The organism is Archangium sp. (assembly GCF_036389735.1).
Taxonomy (GTDB): domain Bacteria; phylum Myxococcota; class Myxococcia; order Myxococcales; family Myxococcaceae; genus Archangium.
The window spans coordinates 1-17,867 of record NZ_DASVWK010000183.1 but is presented as its reverse complement, the minus strand read 5'-3'; the positions used below and the strand labels follow the sequence as shown (position 1 = coordinate 17,867).

Here is a 17,867-nt window from a genome sequence, read left to right as displayed (position 1 = left end):
CACTGCTCGGGCCGGGCCTGGGGCACGGTGAGCCGCCCGAAGGTCGGATCCTCGGCCACCGAGAGGACGTGCTTCACCTTGCGCAACCAGGAGTAGACGCGCTTGAGGACCGCGATCCGATGACCCCGGGCCTTCGCCCCCTCCAGGGCAGGGAGGATGTCATCGAGGAGCGTGAGCTTCCGCAGGTCCCGGCCCTTGAGCTGGTCGGCCCACCACGCGAGGTAGCCCTGCTGCTTCTTCACCCAGGTGGGGCTGTTCTTGTCCACGTCGCGCGAGTAGGCGAGGAATTCAGCCGCGAGCGGCGCGTCGAGGTAGATGGACGCCTCGTGGGACGAGCCCGCCGGGTTGTAGTGCTCCGGGTCGGTCTCGAACCGCTTGAGCTGTTCCATGGCCGCTCGGAGCGTGGTTGCCCGCGTGCTGACCTTGTAGTTCCGCCCGTTGATCATCCGGCGGATGACGTAGACCTTGCGACCCCTGGAGTCGTGGCGGATGAACCCACCCTCCCACGTCTCCGCGTAGTCCTGGCTCTTGCCCGTGCTCTCACCCATGCGCCCGCGCCCTCCATTGGAGAGAACGTCCGGGGAGTTGCCCGTATTTTGCCCACGGGCAGGGGAGGGCAAAAGAAAAGGGCCTTGGACTTTCGCCCAAGACCCTGAAATTACTGGTGAATCTTGCTCCCCGACGAGGACTCGAACCTCGGACCTAGTGATTAACAGTCACCCGCTCTACCGGCTGAGCTATCGGGGAATATGTCCGCTGCGCGTCGGCCGTTGGTGAACCGCCGCGACAACGAGGTGCTTTCTAAAGAACGGAGTCGGTCCTGTCAACAACCTGTTTTGACCCGCTTGCACGACTTCGCCCGGTTCCCTGGTCGGCACTCGAAGGAATCGCGCCCCTCACCACCGAGGCCCTCTCGCAGGTCCTCTCCGGAGTTTCCGCGGAGCGGGTGCTGGACCGCACCCTGCGTGCGCACCGGCAACTCTCCCGCGAGCAGCGCCAGGTCCTCGCCGAGGCCGTCTTCAACGTCGGCCTGTGGCGGCGCCGGCTCGGCTTCCACCTGGGCCTCCCGGAGGCGCCCGCGCCCGCGCTGCTCTACGTCCTCCTCCAGCGGCTCGTCGGGCTCCCGGCCGAGGACGCCGCCCGGCTCGTGGGTCTCGGGATCCCGCCCCCCCTCGTCGCGGGGGAACCCCCGTCGCTCGCCCTCCGGTACTCCCTGCCGGACTGGCTCGCCGACCACTTCACCCGTGAGCTCGGTCCCGCCGCCGAGGACTTCTGTGCCCACCTCAATGTCCCTGGCCCCATCACGCTCCGGGTGAATACGCTCCGTACCACCCGTGAAGCTCTGGCGGAGCGGCTGCGCACCGAGGGCGTCGAGACCCGTCCCGGTGCGCTCAGCCCCTTCGCGCTCCACGTCGTGGGGCCCAAGCCCAACCTCTACGGGCTCGCCTCCCTGCGCGAGGGCCTCTTCGAGGTGCAGGACGAGGGCAGTCAGCTCCTCGGCCTCCTCGTCGAGGCGCGGCCCGGGGAGACCGTGCTCGACCTGTGCGCCGGGGCTGGCGGCAAGACGCTCCAGCTCGGCGCCGCCATGGAGGACCGGGGGCGGCTCCTTGCCTATGACCCGGATGCCGAGCGGCTCGACCGGCTCCTCCAACGGTGCGCCCGCGCGGGGCTCTCCCATGTCCAGGTGCTCCGGGCCCCTCCCGAGGGGGTGCTCGCCGACTGGGTGCTCGTGGATGCCCCTTGCTCGGAGCTGGGTTCTCTGCGGCGCGGGCCCGACCTGCGGTTCCGCATCGACCCCGCCACCCTGCTCGAGCTGCCTCGGGTCCAGCGTGACATCCTCGCCCGCGCGGGCCGGCTCGTGCGCCCTGGCGGGCGGCTCGTCTATGCGACCTGCACCGTGAACCGCGCCGAGAACGAGGAGGTGGTCCTCGGGTTCCTGCGCGAGGCTCCTGAGTTCCGGTCCCTTGCCCCCGGGGCGGGGTGGTTGGACCCCTCGTGTGTCCGGGACGGGTTCTTTTTCTGTGCTCCGCACCTGCACGGGACCGATGGGTTCTTCGCCGCCGTGTTGGAGAGGAGGGACGGATAGGGGGCAGGCGAGAGGTTGTCACTCCGACACAGGTGCTCGAAGCACGGGGACACCCGCGCCCCCGGTGCTATGAAGGCGCCCGTGCGTTGGCTCAAGCCCCTCCCGCTGCGTCTCCGCGACACCGTCCATGTCGTCGCCCCCGCCGGCCCCTTCGACCGTCCCAGCTTCGAGGTCGGTCTCGGCGTCATCGGACAGCGCTACTCGCCCGTCTTCCGGCCCGACCTGTATGAGAACTGGCGCTACCTCGCCGGCACGGATGCCCGCCGGGGCGAGGAGCTCGCCCGGGCTCTCACCGACCGCGACGCCCGCGCCGTCTTCTGCGCCCGCGGCGGCTACGGCGTCATGCGCCTGCTCCCGTCGCTGCCGCTCGCCGAGATGGCTCCCACCGCGCTCGTCGGCTTCTCGGACATCACCGCCCTCCACCTGCCGCTCCTGGGGCTCGGACGCGTCACCATCCACGGGCCCGTCCTCACCCACCTGGGCAAGCAGCCTCCCGAGGTCCAGGAGTACCTCTTCCGGCTCCTCGAATCCCCCGAGGCCCCTCCGCCCCTCCAGGGCAAGGCCACCTTCGTCCCCGGCGTCGTCGAGGGGCCGCTCCTCGGGGGCAACCTCTCCGTCCTCTCCCGGCTGCTGGGCACCCCCTACATGCCGCCGCTCGATGGAGCCATCCTCCTCCTGGAGGACGTGGGCGAGCGCCCCTACCGGCTCGACCGCATCTGGACCCACCTGATGCTCGCGGGCGTCTTCGAGCGCGTTCGGGGCCTCGTGCTCGGCGACTTCACCGACTGCGACGAGCGGAACGCCCCCTATGGGAGCGCGGATGTCCTGCGCTCGCTCGCCGAGGAGACCGGCCTGCCTTGCGCGGCCGGCTTCCCCATCGGCCACGACATCCCCAACTACCCCGTCGCCCTCGGCACGCATGTGCGGTTGGATGCCAGCGCCGCCCGCCTCACCTTCCTGGAAGGAGCGGTGCAGGCATGAGCAGTCACCCCATCGCCAATCTCCAGAGTGTCCTCGAGGAGGCCGTCACGCTCGGCATCTTCCCGGCTGCCCAGGCGGTGGTGCTGCACGGGGGGGTCCAGGTCTTCGGGGGGGTGGTCGGCAACGTCACCGGGGACACCCGCTTCGACCTGGCCTCCGTCACCAAGGTGCTCTGCACCACCGCCCTCTTCCTGCGCTTCTGGACGGAGGGGAAGGTGGGGCCCGAGACTCCAGTGGCCCGCTACTTTCCGGGCTCGCCCGTGGGGGAGGCCGGTGTCACCGTGGCGGACCTGCTCTACCACCGCTCCGGCCTGCCGCCCTTCGTGCCCTTCTTCGCCGAGGCGCTCACCTCCACCCCCGAGCTCCTCGACCCCGGCTGTCCCTCGGCCACCCGCGCTCGCGTCCGGGAGGAGGTTCTCCAGGCCGCCGCGCGCACCCCGCTCACCGCCCCGATGCGCACCCGCACCGCCTACAGCGACGTGGGCTTCATCCTCCTGGGTGAGATCCTCGCCCGCGCGGGTGGGGCGCCGCTGGATGTCCTCTTCTCGCGTCACGTCGCAGAGCCGCTCGGCCTGTCCGCGCGCTTCCACCGCCTCACCGACTTCCCCACCGATGGCAAGGTCGCGCCCACCGGTGCCACCCGTCCCCGAGAGCCCGCTCCAGGCCAGGAGACGATGTGGGGCGAACTTCCCTCCCGCCCCGCCGTGCCCGGCGAGGTGGATGACGACAACTGCTGGGTGATGGACGGCGTGAGCGGCCACGCGGGCCTTTTCGGCACCGCGGTGGATGTGGCCCGCTTCGGCCAGGCCATCCTCGCCGGGTGCGCGGGAGCCCCGAGCCTCGCCCCCGCCCCCCTCTGGTTCCGCGCACTGGCCAACGATCCGCTCGTGGAGGGCAGCACCCGCTCCATGGGCTTCGACTCGCCCTCCGAGGGCCTGTCCAGCGCGGGCCACTTCATGGGCGACACCCCTCCGGGCGCGGTGGGCCACCTGGGCTTCACCGGCACCAGCCTCTGGGTGGACCTGCGTCGCTCCCTCGTGGTGGCGCTCGTCACCAACCGCGTGGCGCACGGCCGCAAGGAGCTGCGCATCCGCGAATTCCGTCCCGTCTTCCACGACCTCGTCGTGGAGGCACTCGGTCTCACCGACCTCACCCCCAAGAGCCATGGCTGACGACAACGGCAACGTCCTCGAAACCATCTCCCCCGGCGCCGTGCGCCGCATCCACCTCGTCGGCGTGGCCGGCACCGGCATGGGCTCGTTCGCCGGCATGCTCAAGGCCGCCGGCTACGAAGTCACCGGCAGCGACGAGAACGTCTACCCACCCATGAGCGACATGCTCCGCAACTGGGGCATCCAGGCGCTCACCCCCTACAGTCCGCAGAACCTCGACACGGCGAAGCCGGACCTCGTCATCATCGGCAACGTCATCCGCCGGGTGAACCCCGAGGCCACCGCCGTCCGCGAGCGCCGCATCCCCCAGATGAGCTTCCCGGCCGCGCTGGGCTCGCTCTTCCTCGACCGCTCCCACTCGGTGGTGGTGGCCGGCACCCACGGCAAGACGACCACGTCCTCGATCATGGCCCACGTCCTCGTGGCGGCGGGGAGGGACCCGTCCTTCCTCGTGGGCGGTGTCACGCAGAACTACTCGGGCAACTACCGGGTGGGCAAGGGCGCGCACTTCGTCGTCGAGGGCGACGAGTACGACACGGCCTACTGGGACAAGGGCTCCAAGTTCCTCCACTACCGGCCGAAGACGGCCATTCTCACCAGCGTGGAGTTCGACCACGCGGACATCTTCCGCGACCTGCCCCACTACGAGGCCACCTTCGACAAGTTCGTCCGGTTGATTCCGAAGGACGGTCGGCTCGTGGTGTGCGCCGCGTACCCCAACGCGGTGAAGCTCGCGCAGGCATGTCCGGGCCAGGTCGTCACCTACGTGGCCAAGGAGGGCGCCCAGGCCGACTACCTCCCGCGCAACGTGCGCTTCGGCCCCGAGGGCGCCCGCTTCGAGGTGATCGAGCGCGGCACCGTCCTGGGCGAGGTGCTGCTGCCGCTCTCCGGGCTGCACAACGTGGAGAACACGCTGGCCGTCATTGGCGCGGCGCGTGGGCTGGGCCTCTCCTTCGAGGAGATCGCCCAGGGGCTCGCCACCTTCCAGGGGGTGAAGCGCCGCCAGGAGGTGCGCGCGGAGGTGGGCGGCATCCTCGTGGTGGACGACTTCGCGCACCACCCCACGGCGGTGCGGGAGACGATCGCCGCCATCCGCCACCGCTACCCGGATCGCCGGCTGTGGGCCATCTTCGAGCCGCGCTCCAACACCAGCCGGCGCAACATCCACCAGGAGGACTACGCGAACTCCTTCACCGGGGCCTCGCGCGCCAGCCTCAAGGTGCCCGAGCGCCACGACAAGGTGCCCACCGGCGAGGAGCTGGACGTGCCCCGCGTCTGCGAGGATCTGAAGAAGCAGGGCATCGAAGCGGACCATGCCGCGGACGTGCCCTCGCTCGTCGAGCGGGTCGCGCGCGAGGCGAAGTCCGGAGACGTGCTGCTCGTCATGAGCAACGGCGCCTTCGGAGGCTTCATCGAGAAGCTGCTCACGGCGCTGCGCGCCCGTCTGGGAGAGAAGTGAGCATGCGTCTGTCCCTGCTCACCCTGGCCACGCTCGTCCTCTCCGGCTGCGCGCAGCAGCAGCGGATGCCGGCGCTCACCGGGCCCGTGGCTCCGTCCTCGGCCCCGGGTGCCCTGGTGTCCGACGAGCCCACGCCGCTCCAGTTCACCGTCAAGCGCTACCCCGGCGGCGAGCCCCACGCCATCGCCACGGACCGGGGCCACGTGGTGCTGCTCGACGTGTGGGCCACCTGGTGCGAGCCCTGCCGCGACGCGCTGCCGATGTACGAGGATCTCGCGAAGCACTACACCGCGCGGGGCCTCAAGGTGTACGCGCTCAACGTGGACGAGGACACCCGCGCCATCCCCACCTTCCTTCAGGAGACGAAGGTGAGCCTGCCCATCCTCCTCGACGCCAACGCCGAGGTGGCCGACAAGGTGCTGCGGGTCCGCGCCATGCCCACCACGGTGCTGATCGATCGCAAGGGCATGGTGCGCTACGTGCACGAGGGCTTCACCGAGGAGTTCCTCGCGAAGTACCAGTCGGAGATCGAGCTGCTGCTGGCCGAGCCCGCGAAGTAGGAGCCGAAGGAGGAACCACCATGACCGACGAGACGCCCGCAGCCCTGCGCCGTACCGCCGAGGAGGGAGCCCGGCTCGCCGGCCGGTTGCTCGCCGAGCGGTTCCTGGGTGAGCGCACCATCGAGTACAAGAGCGGCATCGACCTGGTCACCGACGCGGACCGGGCCGCCGAGGAGGCGGTGCTCGGCTTCATCCGCCAGCGCTACCCGGGCCACGCGGTGCTGGCCGAGGAGAGCGGTGCCTCCCAGGGCTCGGGCTTCCGGTGGATCGTGGATCCGCTGGACGGCACCACCAACTACTCGCACCGGGTGCCGCACTTCTGCGTGAGCGTGGGGGTGGAGGGCCCGGACGGGTTGCTCGCCGGTGCCGTCTACAACCCGATGCTGGATGAGCTCTTCTCCGCCGCGAGAGGGCAGGGGGCCACGCTCAACGGCCGGCCCCTGAGGGCCTCGGGTGCCACGGAGTTGTCGCGCGCCCTGCTGTGCACGGGCTTTCCCTATGACGTGCACCAGCGGCCCGAGGGTCCGGTGGGCCTGTTGCGCCGCTTCATCGTCCGGGCACAGGGCATGCGCCGCACGGGCAGCGCCGCGCTGGATCTGGCCTACGTGGCCGCCGGCCGCTTCGATGGCTTCTTCGAATTCAGCCTCAAGCCCTGGGACATGGCCGCCGGGGCGCTGCTGGTGATGGAGGCGGGAGGGACGATGGTGGGCATGGACGGCTCCCCGTTCCAGCTGAGCCAGGGGGACGTCCTCGCCTGCGCGCCCGGTCTCGCCCGGGAGCTCATCGCCGAGTGCCAGGGCTACCTCGCCGACATCGGCTGGACCCCTCCGGCGCCTCGCTCGTGAGCGGCTAGAAGAAGCTCTCCGGCACGAAGACGATGTCGCCCGGCTGGAGGGAGAAGTTCTTCTCCTGGCCGTCGCGGATGTCCTTCACCGGGACGCGGATCTTCTGTTGCTGGCCCTCCGTCTGCCGCGCCACGTGGGTGCCGTTGGGCGAGGCCAGCTTGGTGAGGCCGCCGGCCATCGTAATGGCCTCGATGATGGTCATCCCCTCGACGTAGGTGAACGTACCCGGCTTCTGCACCTCGCCGAAGACGAAGACCTTCTTCGAGTTGTACTCGCGGATGGCGACGGACACGTCCGGGTGGCGCAGGTAGCGCGCCAGGCACTCGCGCAGCACGTCCGCGGCGGTGCCGGAGGTGCGGCCCGCCAGGTGGAGCTTCCCGCACAGCGGGTAGTCGATGGTGCCCTCGGGGGACACGGCCCAGACGCCCGAGTGCTCCGGCTCCTGGTACACGCGCACGTCCACCAGGTCTCCAGGGCCGAGGGTGCGGCGGGTGTCGGAGCCATCGGGTGCGGAGGCCTCGGTCGCCGCGGCCGTGGTGGCGTCGGCCCTCACGGTGGGCGAGGCGGTGCCGCACGCGGTCAGCGAGGCGAGCAACAGCACGAGCAGGGAGGGGATGCGCATCACGGAGGCCGTCTCAGTACGTCACGGTCATCCGAACATACCCTTCGTGCCGGGAGTAGTTGATGCCGGCACCGGGCTCGTTGGACGACCGCATCCCGTACAGGTAACCAACCCCGCCGGAAAGCCACCGCTGGAACTGGTACTGGGGGCCCAGGTCCAGCTTGAAGACGCTGTCACGGCGCGGTCCCTGGAAGCTCACGTAGTCGAAAGCGGTCATGCCCCGGACGGTGAGCCGGCCACCGAGCAGGGCCTGCGCTTCCAGGTAGCCACGATCATCTCGGAACAGTCCGAAGGTGCCCACCGGCTCCAGGGTGCGCGTGTAGCCGGCCTTGAGGGTGGCCGTCTGGCTCAGCAGGTAGGTACCCTCGAGCTGCGCGAGCAGGGCACCGCCCGCCACCGCGCCGAAGTCCTGGCCCCAGCCCACCCTGGCCGTCACGGCGATCCTCGGAGACACCAGGCCGGCGAGGCCTCCCGTGGCCTGCAGCACCAGCGCGTCCGGCGTGCCGCCCTGGTTGTAGTTGCGGTAGGTGAAGTGGGTGTCGACCACCACCGCCGTCTTCGGCAGGAAGCGCCAGCGGCCCTGAAGGCTCGCCCGCAGATTGTTGTAGTCGAAGCTGCCCACCGCGGTGGGATCACACACGGGCCCGGAGCAGCCCACCGGGAAGAGCGCCGCGAAGGGCTTGAAGCGCTCGATGCCCCAGGACAGCTGAGGCGTCACCTCGATGGCGCCGCCGCCGGGCCGCAGGGGCATCCCCAGCTGCACCTCGTTGTAGAGCGACAGCACGCCCGCGCCTATCGCCACGCTGCGCGTGCGGTCCGAGCGCTCGAAGTGGTTGCCCAACTCCACCGAGACCGGGGCCCCCCGGTTGATGGCGACCTTGAGGTCCGCCAGCCCCTCCAGGTGCGAGGTGCTGCTCGAGCCGGGCGTCAGCAGTCCGGTGTAGTGGACGTAGTCGGCGTAGCCCCGCAGGTCCAGGTTCACCTTGGAGCCGGGCAACTCCAACTGGAGCCCGGGCCGGATGTGCAGCACGGCCTCCGGGGAGAGCTGGTCGGACACGACGGAGGAGTCCGTGCTGCCCGGGGGCGGGAAGTAGCCCGCCGCGCTGTCGAAGCGCGTCTCGAAGTCGAAGGTGGGGTGCAGCCGACCCTCGCCCACCTTCAGGCCGTTGCCGCCCCGTGGGACGCCGGTGCCGCCCAGGGACTGGGCATGCCCAAGCCCCGGCCACAACGTGGCCATGGCCAGCAGGCACCAGGCCCTCCAATTGTTGGCAGGCTGCGTCATGAAGCGATCGGACACCCGAAGGGTGCAGTCATACCACGCGCTTCAGGGGTTCCCGAAATTTTGCTCGGCAACGAACGTCCCCGGCTCGCCTCGGAAGCCAGGAGGGCGGACGGGGAAGCATCAACGGACGGGACTGGAGGGCGGGGGGCGGACGATGGTCTCCTCGATCGGCCCCGGCTTGGTGGGATCTCCCCCGGGCAGGTTCCTGGGCTCCTCCACCTCCACCGAGAGGTTCTCGTCCGTGCGGAAGGCGAGCTGCCCGATGCACTGCTCGGCCTCGGCGCGCAGCTGGGTCACCTTCTGCTGGGCGATCATCACCTTGGTGTACTCGTGCTCGCTGGAGGTGGTCTCCCGCTGGGACACGGCCTCCTGGAGCGCCACGTCCGCCTGCTCGGAGATGCGCAGCAAGCCCTTGATCTGCGTGAGCTTTTCGTTGACGCAGCTGAGCTTCACCACGTCCTTGGCGCGCCGGGCCTCCTCCAGCTTGCCCAGCACGTCCCGGAGCACCTCGCGCATGGTGGAGAGTGCCTTGGTGCTGCGCTCGAGCTTCTGACCGTCCGGCACGTCACTGGCCTTCTCCAGGCTGGTGAGGGCGGCGGGCGCGGGACGGGGGGCCGCGGGCTGGGCCACCACGAGCCCGCTCGCGAGCACCACCGCCAGCATTCCGATGTAGCGCATGTGCTCCACTCCCGGGCGAGGCCAACGGCCCCGACGCTAGAGAGGCGGGGCGGGGGTGTCAACGCGAGGACGGCTCAAGCCTGCCTGGCCGTGAGCCGGGCGTTGGCCTCGCGCACCCGGGCCGACAGGATGCGCGCGATGTTGAGGACCACGAAGGTGAAGCCGTCGCGGTGGGACTGGCGGAAGGCGGCCAGTTGCTGGGCGGTGAGCCGCAGCAGCATCGCCTCCGAGCGGGCGCGCACCGTGGCGGAGCGGTATTCCTTGTCGATGAGGCTCATCTCCCCGAAGAAGTCCGGCGCGGTGAGCACCGTGAGGGTGCGGGGCTGGCCGCCACCATCGCGCCGCAGCACCTCCACCTCGCCCCGGATGATGACGTAGAGGCTGTCGCCCAGCTCGCCCTCCTCGAAGACGAGCTCCCCGGCGCCATAGCGCCTCTGCTCCGACAGCTCGGCCAGATGCGACAGCTCCGTGCTGGAGAGCATCTCGAACAGCGGTGACGATGAAATGACGGCCAGCTTCTCCATGACCCCCCACCCCCCGGAGTGCAGGTTGCTGGCCGGAGTCTACCCCGCCGGCGTGAAGACGAACGGGTAGGCGACCGGGACTTCGTCATCTGGTTTGAAGGGGAACACCCAGCCGCGGATGACGGTGCGGATGCAACTCGCCACCGCGTCGTTGCCCATGGTGTTCTCTTCGATCTCGATGTCCCCGGTACGTCCGGAAGGCAGGATGCTGAAGCGCACCATCACCTTGCCCTTGAGGCTCGGGTTGCGCTTGAGCTCCTTCTCGTAGCAGTTCTGGATGGCCTTGAGGCGCGCCTTGATGTAGCGGGCGAGCGCCTCGCGGTCCACGTCCGAGCTCTCCACCTCGGGGGTGGCGCTGGAGACGCGGCCGGAGACCTGGACCTCCTTCTTGGAGCCCAGGTCCACCTTTCCGCCGCCGGTGGTGCCGAGGTCGCCGATGCCGGCCACGTTGCCGGTGCCGCCGCCGCGCGGGCCGTTGGTGCCCACCGAGGCCTCGGTGGCCACGCCCACGCCGCCCGCGCCGGCCAGCGCCAGGGCGATGTCTCCACCGCCGGTGCTGCCGCCGAGCACGTCCGCGAACGCGCCCCCGCCGTTGCTCCCCGACGAGCCGAGAATCTTGAGCAGGCCCTTGCCGGCCACCTTCTTCACCACCTCGGCGCGCCGGGCGGCGGCCTCCTGGGCGTTGGCGGGCTTGGAGGCTTCCGTGGCGGGCTTGTCGTCCGAGTCGCTCGCCTTGGGCTTCTCCTCGGTGGCCGCGGTGGCCTGGGCGTTGTCGGCGGCCTGGGGCTTGGGCTCCTCGGGCCGGGTGGGGATGAGCACCCGGGCGAAGCGGTCTGGCAGCTCGTCCAGGGACAGCTCGGGCTCCAGCGGAGGCTCGGAGGCGATGATGAGGGCGGCGCCGGAGAAGTGCAGCAGCAGCGAGGCGGCCAGGATGCCGAAGAACACCCGGTCCATGGTCCGCCACAGCCCGCCCTGGAGGTCCGGGGGCAGCACGGGCTTGTCGGACTCGGGCGGGGGGAGGACGAACTGGAAGAAGAGGCGCAGCTCGCCGTCGAGCTCCACCACTCCGCGGGCACTCTCCTGGAGGGGCAGCACGTACTGCTCGCCACGCTGGAGGGCCATGCCCTCGGTGCGCAGCGCGTGGAAGTCCACGTCCGAGGAGCCGAGGTGGACACGGCCCTTCATGCCCGCGTTGAAGAGCAGGTTGTACTGGTTGGCGCGGTACTCGAAGACGGGGACGCTGTCCGGCAGGTCGTCGGACAGCGGCAGCACGAGCGAGTTCCTCGCGTCCCGGCCCACGGTGAAGTCCCCGGGCCGGCGCAGGTGGCGCTCCTCGAGGATGCGCCCGTCCTGGAGGAGGCCGACGCGGAGGATCCGGCTCTGCTGGGTGGAAGCCATACTAGAAGGGTTCCTTCTCCACGCTCTTGACGACCTTGGGCGTGAAGCTCTCGGCCCTGCTGAGCTCGTCGAAGTTCAGGTTGGAGCGCTGGAGGATGTAGAAGGCCTGCGGTTTCTGGATCTGCCCCTCGACGGTGATGGCATCCAGGCGGATGACCTTCTTCTTCTTGGACTCGTTGGACTCCTTCGAGTCCTTGGGCCGCGCGGCGCCGGACGAGGCGCTGTCCTGCGCGGCGACGGGCGCGGAGGCGAGCAGGAGGGCGAGGGCGAGGGCAGGGCGCATGGGCAGGCTCACTTCTTGTCCGAGGCCACTCTACCCGAGCCGGAGGTGGGGAGGGCAGGGGGCGTCTCCCCAGGGGCGTCGGGTGTGGGTGACTGGGCCTTGCGGAGCTGGTCGCGCTTCTCGCGCTCGCGCCGCCGCTCCTCCTTCTCGATGCCCTTCCTGGCGTCCTTCACGTAGTCGTCCACGCGCTCGTCGCGGCCGCCCTTGGAGCGGTACTGGTCGAACCAGGAGAGGGAGGTCTGGAGCCGGACGATGGAGTCCAGGCCCTCGGGCTCGGCGTCGAGGTGGAGGATGGCGAGGTTGAAGTAGGTGTCCGGCAGGTCCGGCGCGAGGCGGAGCACCTGCTGGTACTCGGCGAGGGCGCGGGCGAAGTCGCCCTGGCCCCGGTAGGCGTTGCCGAGGTTGAGCCGGGCGGAGACGAAGTCCGGGGCGGCGCGCACGGCGGCCTCCAGCTCACGCACGGCGGCGGCGTGGTCCTGTGCCTCGTTGAGCAGGGCGCCGAGGTTGTTGCGAGCCTCGGCGAAGTCGGGCTTGAGCTCGGAGGCCTTCTTGAAGGACTCCAGGGCGGCGGGCTTCGTGCCGAGCGCGAGCTGCACCAGCCCGAGTGCATGGTGCGTGGCGGCCTCGTCCGGGGCGATGGCGCGGGCGTTGTCCAACACCATCTTGGCCAGCTCGAGCTTGCGCTCGCGGTAGTACACCTGGGCGAGCAGTTGCATGGCGCGCACGTCGCGCTCGTCGGTCTTGAGGACGCGCTTGGCCTCGGTGGCGGCCGCGTCGTGCTTCTTCTGGCACAGCAGCGCCAGCACGAGCGCGGTGCGCGGTGCGATGGCCTCCGGCTTCGCCTGGAGCTGCTCACGCAACCGCGTCTCGGCCTGGGAGGCGCGGCCGGTGCGGCATTGGAGGCGGGTGAGGTTGTCCCAGGCGGTCCGCTGCTCGGGTTTCAGCTCCAGCGCCTGACGGTAGGAGCGCTCGGCCTCGTCATTCCTGCCCAGGCGTTCCTGGGCGATGCCGAGGTTCGTCCACGCGATATCGTCCTTCGGGTCCTTCGGCTTGGGGGCCGTGTCCTTCTCACGCGGGGCGGCCTTCTCGGCGACCTTGGGGGCCGGAGTGGCGCAGGCCGAGGCGAGCAGCAGGAGTCCGGGGAAGAGCAGTTGACGCACGCTCACGTGCCACCTCCGAGCAGTCCCTCGGGGTAGAGCGGCTCCGAGGCGATGGCGTCCTTGGGCTCCTTGAGGACGGGGTACTCCTTGGGCCGGAAACGGTGGAGCGACTCGAGTGTGCGGCGGGTCCACTCGTTGGAGATGCGGCTCTTGCGCGCCTCCTGGAGGGTGGCGGCGTAGCTCTCCACGGCCGCGTCCTCGAGTGTCGCGGTCTGCTGCGCGAGCAGGTCCTGGTAGGCCACCACCGCCTCCTCGCCGAGCCGCTTCACATCCGGAGGGATGGGGGTCTCGATGATGGTGTTGGCGAAGCGCTCCAGGGCGTAGCCACGGCGGTAGAGCGCGGCGAGCGTCCACTCCAGGCGCTTGTAGGGGAAGACGCGGGCGTAGGCCTCGTTGACGGACTTCACCGCGGCGCGCTTGGTGGTGAAGCTGCGCTCCAGCGCCTTGCCGTTGCCACCAATCTTGAGCTTGTCGAACTCGCGCAGCTCGGCCTCGGCGAGCCGGAAGCGGCTGTAGGCGGCGGCGTCCGCGGCGAGGGGCTGGGCGTCCGGCTGGAGCTTGCGGCGGTCGAACTCGTCGGCGGCGGCCTCGTAGGACTGGCGCGCCGCGCGCTCATTCTTGAGCTTCCCCCACGCGTCGCCGATGCGGCGCTTCGCGTCCACCACCAGCTCCACCTGGGCGGGCCGGGCGGCGAACTTGCGCACGAAGGCCTCCAGGGCGCGAATCTCACCCCTCCAGTCCTCGCGCTTCTCGAGGATGAGGGCGGCGCGGAACTGGTTGCGCGGCGCGTCCTCGGCGTTGGGGAAGAGGTCGGCGTAGCGCTGGAAGGCGGTGGCGGCCTCGGCGTAGCGCTGCTGGCCCTCCAGCAGGCGGGCGGCGTTGAAGAGGGCGGCCTCGCGGTCCTTCGAGGCGGGGTAGTCCTTCACCAGCTTCTGGTAGCTCTCCACCGCCTTGTCGAAGTCGTACGAGTTCTCCGCGTTCACCGCCACGCGGAAGAGCGCGCCATCGGCCAGGGGCGAGGAGGGGTACTCGCGGTAGATGCGCTCGTACAGCTTGAGGGCCGAGTCGAAGCGGCGCGTCTTCTCGTAGGCCACGGCGGCGTTGTTGAGGGCCTTGTCGGCGAACTCGTGGCGGGGGGCCTCGTTGACGAGCTCGATGTACTTGGCGGCGGCCTCGTCGTACCTACCCTCGGCGAGCAACTGGTCGGCGAGCTTGAAACGACCGGCGAGCTTGAAGCGGACCAGGTCCTTGTGGAGGTCGCTGGAGGGGTCGATGACCTGCTTGTTGGCGGCGAGCTTGCCGCTGACCTCCTCGACGCTCTTCCAGTCCTCGCCGATGAGGAAGGTTTCGACGATGAGGTTGGTGGCGAAGCGGGCCACCTCATGTCGAGGGTACGCCTGCACGAGGGCCTCGAAGCGCCGACGGGCCTCGGGGAAGTCGTCGTGGCCGTAGTACAGCTCCGCGGCCTTGTAGGCGATGCTGGGGGTGCGCTCGCTGGTGGGGAGCTTCGCCGAGTGGAAGTCCGAGGCGGCCACCAGCCGGGTCTCCAGCTCGGAGAGCGGTGAGGGCTGGACCTTCTGGCCCTCGGTGCGCTCGCTGGAGCGCAGGAGAGGGCGCGCGGGCAGCGTGCCGGCCTTGATGTCCACCTCGAGCTGCTTCTGCAAGGAGAGCACCGCGCTGAAGGCGGACTCGGCGAAGTACTTGTCGCCGAGGGGCGAGTCGCGCACGACCTCGTAGTGCCTGGCCGCCGCGCCGAACTGGAGCGAGTTGTAGAGGCACTCCGAGTAGTAGAACTCCATCTCGTAGGCGTTCTTGCTGCGCGGGAAGCGTTCCAGGTACTGGCCGTAGGCGGTGGCGGCCGTCTCGAAGCTCACCTTGGCCTGGTCGAACCTGCCCTCCTGCTTGAACACCAGGGCCTGCTGGTGGTGGTAGAGGGCGCTGGCGTAGAGGCTCTTCTCGGTCAGGTCGTTCGCGGTCGCGAGCACGTCCGGCTCGCGCTCGTACCGCTGGTACCACGGGGAGCCAGGCGAGTAGAGCGCGGAGAGCTTCTGGGACTCGGCGGAGGACTCCGTCAGTTTGCGGTCGCGCTCGTAGGCCTGGACGATCTTCTGCTGGAGCTTGGGCGCGTCCGGGGCGAGCGGTTGCTTCTCCAGCACCAGCCGGTAGGCGGTGATGGCGGCCTCGTGGTTCGTCTGGTCGAAGTAGACGTCGCCGAGGCGCCGGTATACCTCGGCCTCGTAGGGGCGAGAGCCGAGCTTCGCGAAGAACGCCTGAATCTTGTCGAGGCCGCCCCACTGCTCGTCGGCGAAGGAGATGGCCGTGTACTGAAGCGCTTCCGTGCGCAGGTCACCGCCGCCGGCCTCGTCGCCCCGGGCGGCGCGCTGGGCCTCGTAGAAGTCCACCAGCGCGATGAAGCGGTCGACCGCCTCGTCGTAGCGGTCCATGCGGTAGTACGTCCACCCCAGCTTGTAGAGGGCCTTGTCGTAGAGCGGGTGCGAGGTGTCGCGCACAGCCGCCTCGTAGGCCTCGGCCGCCTTGGCGAGCGCCTCCGGATCGCTGTAGGCGTCGAAGTAGTACTCGCCGATGCGCACCCACGCCTCGGTGGTGAAGCGGCTGGTGGGGTAGCGGGCGATGAGTTGCTGGTAGGTGGCGCGGCTCTCCTCGAAGGCGTTCTGCTTCTCCAGGCAGTAGCCCAGCAGGTACAAGGCGCCGTCGTTGAGCCGGTAGTCCGGGAAGCGGGCGAGGAGCTGCTGGTAGAGGGCGATGGACGGGTGGAAGTCCGGCTGCGGCTCGGGGGGGGGCTCGGCGCTCTCGGGCAGGGCGCGCAGCTTCTCCTCGAACTGGCGCATGGCCACGAGGTGCGTGTCACTGGAGCGCTCGTAATGGAGCTCCGCCAGACGGAACATCACATCCGGCGTGTAGCGCGGCTCGTCGGGGTAGCGCCGGAGGAACTCCTCGGAGCGGGCGATGGCGTCCTGGCGCTCCTGGCGCTCCTGCGTCTCCTGTTGGGAGATGGCCTTCTCGTACGACTCCGCCAGCCGGCCGCGCCGCTCCTCGTACTTCTTCTCGACGAGGCGCTGCACCGAGCGTCGGTACTCGCGCGACTCCTGCTCGTAGCTCTGGACGGCCTCGCTCAGCTGCTCCAGCAGCTTCTCCTGCTCGGGCGTATGGCCCAGGCCCTCGAAGCGCGAGCGTGCCACGTCCTGCGCGGAGGCCCGCGCGGTGGCCAGCGTCAGGAGGGTGAGCAGCAGGGCGCGGCGCATCTCTAGTTCGTATCCTCGAGGACTTCCTTGAACTCCGCTTCCAGCGAGTGCAGCTCCTGGTCCTTTTGCGAGGACAACTTCTGGATCTCCGTCGTCTTGCCCTGCTTGCGGGTGAAGGCCACGTCCACCAGCCCCACGTCCGCCTTGAGGACGAGGTCATAGAAATGCTGGCGCACCTTCTGGAAGCTCTCGAAGGCGATGCGGCCCACCGAGTGGCGTGCCGTGCCGGACACGTCCGTCACCTCCTCGCCGTAGCCCTGGAGCAGTTGCTGCTCGGCCAGCACCTTGTTCCGGATGTCCTTGCCACGCCGCTCCACCTGGGCGCGCAGCACCCGTCGGGCCGTGTCCACCCGCGTGCGCAGGGCCTCGGCCCGCTGGCGCGCTTCGTGGGTGCGCCCCACCATCGCCGCGTCGTCCCCGGACAGCCGGCCCTCGGCGGCGGCCAACAGCGCATGCTCACGTGCGAGCGTCTCGCGGTACCGCTCGCGGATGACGTCCTCACCCGAGACGAAGCTGGTGGCGGAGCCGCGCTCGTCCGCCAGGCGCGAGCGCAGTTGTTGCAGCTCGGCCTCGAGCGTCTCCACCGTCCGCTCCTCGTTGTGGAGCTGGGTGAGGAACTCCTTCTCCGTCTCGGGATTGCCCTGGCGCTCCTCGCGCGTGTCGTCCACCCACTTGCGCACCGCGGTGGCGATGGCGTCCATGCTCTGAAGCTCGTAGCCCAGCCGGTAGGCCTCGCGGTCCAGCTCGTCCACCTTGTCCTGCATCCGCCCCCTCCGCGCCTCCAGCTCCTCCTGGCTGGCGGGCAGCGTGGAGAACCGCTTGCGAAGGGTCCCGCTCTCGTGGCGCAGCGCTTCCAGGGAGGTGCGCTCCTCGGCCGTGAGCCGCTCGCGCAGCACGTCGCCTTCCAGCTGAACCAGCAGCAGCTCCGCCCGCGCGAGCGCGCTGTCCACCGTCTCCGCCCGCAGGTAGCCCTCCTGCAACTCGGGGAAGACCTCCAGGCCGCGCTCCTCCAGGGCTTGGAGGATGCGCAGCGCGATGGCCTTCGATTCCTCCGCTCCCTGCCGGCTCGCCTCGAGGTCCTTGGCCATCCCCACCGCGGTCGCCACCTCCTGGGTGGTGGCGTACCGCCGTGCCAGTGGGGGCAGCAGCGTGGTGACATCCAGGGTGCGGTCGTTGCGCGCCAGCAGTCCCTCGAAGTACGCGATGGGGTCCTTGTTCGCCTTCAGCAGCGTGTCGAGTTGCTCGCGCACCGGCGTGTAGGTGCCGATGACGCCCTCGTACGTGGCGGTGGCGTCGGCATAGCGCCGCAGCTTGAGCTGGAGGTGGCCCTGGAGGACGCTGGCATCGGGAGCGATGGCGGACTCGGGGGCCACCAGCAGGAGGATGTCCGTGGCGTTCTTCGCCTTCTCGTAGTCCCCCTTCTTCACGTGGACCCAGGCGATTTCGTAGAGCGATTCCACGAAGGCGTCGCTGTCGCGCGGAAGCTCCGTGTACCGGTCGAGCGCCTCGTCGTAGCGGCCCAGCTCGTAGAGCAGCCGCCCCAGCGAGAGGCTC

The 17,867-nt window shown here is 69.9% G+C and carries 15 protein-coding genes, 1 tRNA gene and 1 pseudogene; 6 read left to right on the top strand and 11 right to left on the bottom strand.

Annotated elements, in window-relative coordinates; genetic code table 11:
* Both VF794_RS06830 and VF794_RS06825 read right to left on the bottom strand, forming a co-directional pair.
* The coding region (locus VF794_RS06830) for a hypothetical protein (protein WP_331108374.1) at positions 1-548 on the bottom strand (548 nt) is incomplete at its 3' end.
* A gap of 126 nt (positions 549-674) precedes the next feature.
* A tRNA-Asn gene (locus VF794_RS06825) sits at positions 675-747 on the bottom strand.
* A 202-nt stretch (positions 748-949) separates the two neighbouring features.
* Here VF794_RS06825 and VF794_RS06820 point away from each other — a divergent pair.
* From VF794_RS06820 to VF794_RS06795, 6 genes are all read left to right on the top strand, one after another.
* Positions 950-2,086 (top strand): RsmB/NOP family class I SAM-dependent RNA methyltransferase, encoded by a 1,137-nt coding sequence (locus tag VF794_RS06820; protein WP_331108375.1) that lies wholly within the window; start codon positions 950-952, stop codon positions 2,084-2,086.
* Between the two features lie 69 nt (positions 2,087-2,155).
* A complete protein-coding gene (locus VF794_RS06815; protein ID WP_331108373.1) occupies positions 2,156-3,067 on the top strand; it encodes an LD-carboxypeptidase in 912 nt (303 codons plus the stop codon).
* Positions 3,064-4,239, top strand: a complete 1,176-nt coding sequence (locus tag VF794_RS06810) for a serine hydrolase domain-containing protein (RefSeq protein ID WP_331108372.1) — start codon at positions 3,064-3,066, stop codon at positions 4,237-4,239. The genes VF794_RS06815 and VF794_RS06810 overlap by 4 nt, the downstream gene beginning before the upstream one ends.
* Positions 4,232-5,698, top strand: coding sequence for a UDP-N-acetylmuramate:L-alanyl-gamma-D-glutamyl-meso-diaminopimelate ligase (mpl, locus tag VF794_RS06805; RefSeq protein WP_331108371.1), 1,467 nt, complete (start codon positions 4,232-4,234; stop codon positions 5,696-5,698). The genes VF794_RS06810 and mpl overlap by 8 nt, the downstream gene beginning before the upstream one ends.
* A gap of 2 nt (positions 5,699-5,700) precedes the next feature.
* A complete protein-coding gene (locus tag VF794_RS06800; protein ID WP_331108370.1) occupies positions 5,701-6,258 on the top strand; it encodes a TlpA disulfide reductase family protein in 558 nt (185 codons plus the stop codon).
* Positions 6,259-6,278: 20 nt separating this feature from the next.
* Positions 6,279-7,103 carry an inositol monophosphatase family protein gene (locus VF794_RS06795; protein WP_331108369.1) on the top strand — a complete coding sequence of 275 codons (825 nt, stop codon included), beginning with the start codon at positions 6,279-6,281 and terminating at the stop codon, positions 7,101-7,103.
* A gap of 4 nt (positions 7,104-7,107) precedes the next feature.
* Here the strand turns inward: VF794_RS06795 and VF794_RS06790 are convergent, their stop codons facing one another.
* The 9 genes and pseudogenes from VF794_RS06790 to VF794_RS06750 form a co-directional block, all read right to left on the bottom strand.
* The gene (locus VF794_RS06790) at positions 7,108-7,725 is read right to left on the bottom strand and encodes a polysaccharide biosynthesis/export family protein (RefSeq protein ID WP_331108368.1); all 618 of its coding nucleotides are present in this window, start codon (positions 7,723-7,725) and stop codon (positions 7,108-7,110) included.
* Positions 7,726-7,738: 13 nt separating this feature from the next.
* On the bottom strand, positions 7,739-9,007 hold the full coding sequence (locus VF794_RS06785; protein WP_331108367.1) for a hypothetical protein: 1,269 nt from the start codon (positions 9,005-9,007) through the stop codon (positions 7,739-7,741).
* 120 nt (positions 9,008-9,127) lie between these two features.
* Positions 9,128-9,685 (bottom strand): hypothetical protein, encoded by a 558-nt coding sequence (locus tag VF794_RS06780; RefSeq protein WP_331108366.1) that lies wholly within the window; start codon positions 9,683-9,685, stop codon positions 9,128-9,130.
* A gap of 74 nt (positions 9,686-9,759) precedes the next feature.
* Positions 9,760-10,209 (bottom strand): cyclic nucleotide-binding domain-containing protein, encoded by a 450-nt coding sequence (locus VF794_RS06775; protein ID WP_331108365.1) that lies wholly within the window; start codon positions 10,207-10,209, stop codon positions 9,760-9,762.
* A 39-nt stretch (positions 10,210-10,248) separates the two neighbouring features.
* Positions 10,249-11,607, bottom strand: a complete 1,359-nt coding sequence (locus VF794_RS06770) for an AgmX/PglI C-terminal domain-containing protein (protein WP_331108364.1) — start codon at positions 11,605-11,607, stop codon at positions 10,249-10,251.
* A 1-nt stretch (position 11,608) separates the two neighbouring features.
* Positions 11,609-11,890, bottom strand: coding sequence for a hypothetical protein (locus tag VF794_RS06765; protein WP_331108363.1), 282 nt, complete (start codon positions 11,888-11,890; stop codon positions 11,609-11,611).
* 8 nt (positions 11,891-11,898) lie between these two features.
* Positions 11,899-13,056 carry a tetratricopeptide repeat protein gene (locus VF794_RS06760; RefSeq protein ID WP_331108362.1) on the bottom strand — a complete coding sequence of 386 codons (1,158 nt, stop codon included), beginning with the start codon at positions 13,054-13,056 and terminating at the stop codon, positions 11,899-11,901.
* Complete coding sequence (locus VF794_RS06755) at positions 13,053-16,313, bottom strand: tetratricopeptide repeat protein (RefSeq protein ID WP_331108361.1); 3,261 nt, start codon at positions 16,311-16,313, stop codon at positions 13,053-13,055. Before VF794_RS06755 ends, VF794_RS06760 begins: the two co-directional genes overlap by 4 nt.
* A 2-nt stretch (positions 16,314-16,315) precedes the next feature.
* A pseudogene (locus tag VF794_RS06750) lies at positions 16,316-17,867 on the bottom strand (hypothetical protein); the annotation flags it as partial.

Bases quoted from the DNA above. Each gene is read 5' to 3' on its own strand.
- VF794_RS06815 (WP_331108373.1), top strand. From the start codon at position 2,156: ATGAAGGCGCCCGTGCGTTGGCTCAAGCCCCTCCCGCTGCGTCTCCGC.
- VF794_RS06810 (WP_331108372.1), top strand. From the start codon at position 3,064: ATGAGCAGTCACCCCATCGCCAATCTCCAGAGTGTCCTCGAGGAGGCC.
- mpl (WP_331108371.1), top strand. From the start codon at position 4,232: ATGGCTGACGACAACGGCAACGTCCTCGAAACCATCTCCCCCGGCGCC.
- VF794_RS06800 (WP_331108370.1), top strand. From the start codon at position 5,701: ATGCGTCTGTCCCTGCTCACCCTGGCCACGCTCGTCCTCTCCGGCTGC.
- VF794_RS06795 (WP_331108369.1), top strand. From the start codon at position 6,279: ATGACCGACGAGACGCCCGCAGCCCTGCGCCGTACCGCCGAGGAGGGA.
- VF794_RS06790 (WP_331108368.1), bottom strand. From the start codon at position 7,725: ATGCGCATCCCCTCCCTGCTCGTGCTGTTGCTCGCCTCGCTGACCGCG.
- VF794_RS06785 (WP_331108367.1), bottom strand. From the start codon at position 9,007: ATGACGCAGCCTGCCAACAATTGGAGGGCCTGGTGCCTGCTGGCCATG.
- VF794_RS06780 (WP_331108366.1), bottom strand. From the start codon at position 9,685: ATGCGCTACATCGGAATGCTGGCGGTGGTGCTCGCGAGCGGGCTCGTG.
- VF794_RS06775 (WP_331108365.1), bottom strand. From the start codon at position 10,209: ATGGAGAAGCTGGCCGTCATTTCATCGTCACCGCTGTTCGAGATGCTC.
- VF794_RS06770 (WP_331108364.1), bottom strand. From the start codon at position 11,607: ATGGCTTCCACCCAGCAGAGCCGGATCCTCCGCGTCGGCCTCCTCCAG.
- VF794_RS06765 (WP_331108363.1), bottom strand. From the start codon at position 11,890: ATGCGCCCTGCCCTCGCCCTCGCCCTCCTGCTCGCCTCCGCGCCCGTC.
- VF794_RS06755 (WP_331108361.1), bottom strand. From the start codon at position 16,313: ATGCGCCGCGCCCTGCTGCTCACCCTCCTGACGCTGGCCACCGCGCGG.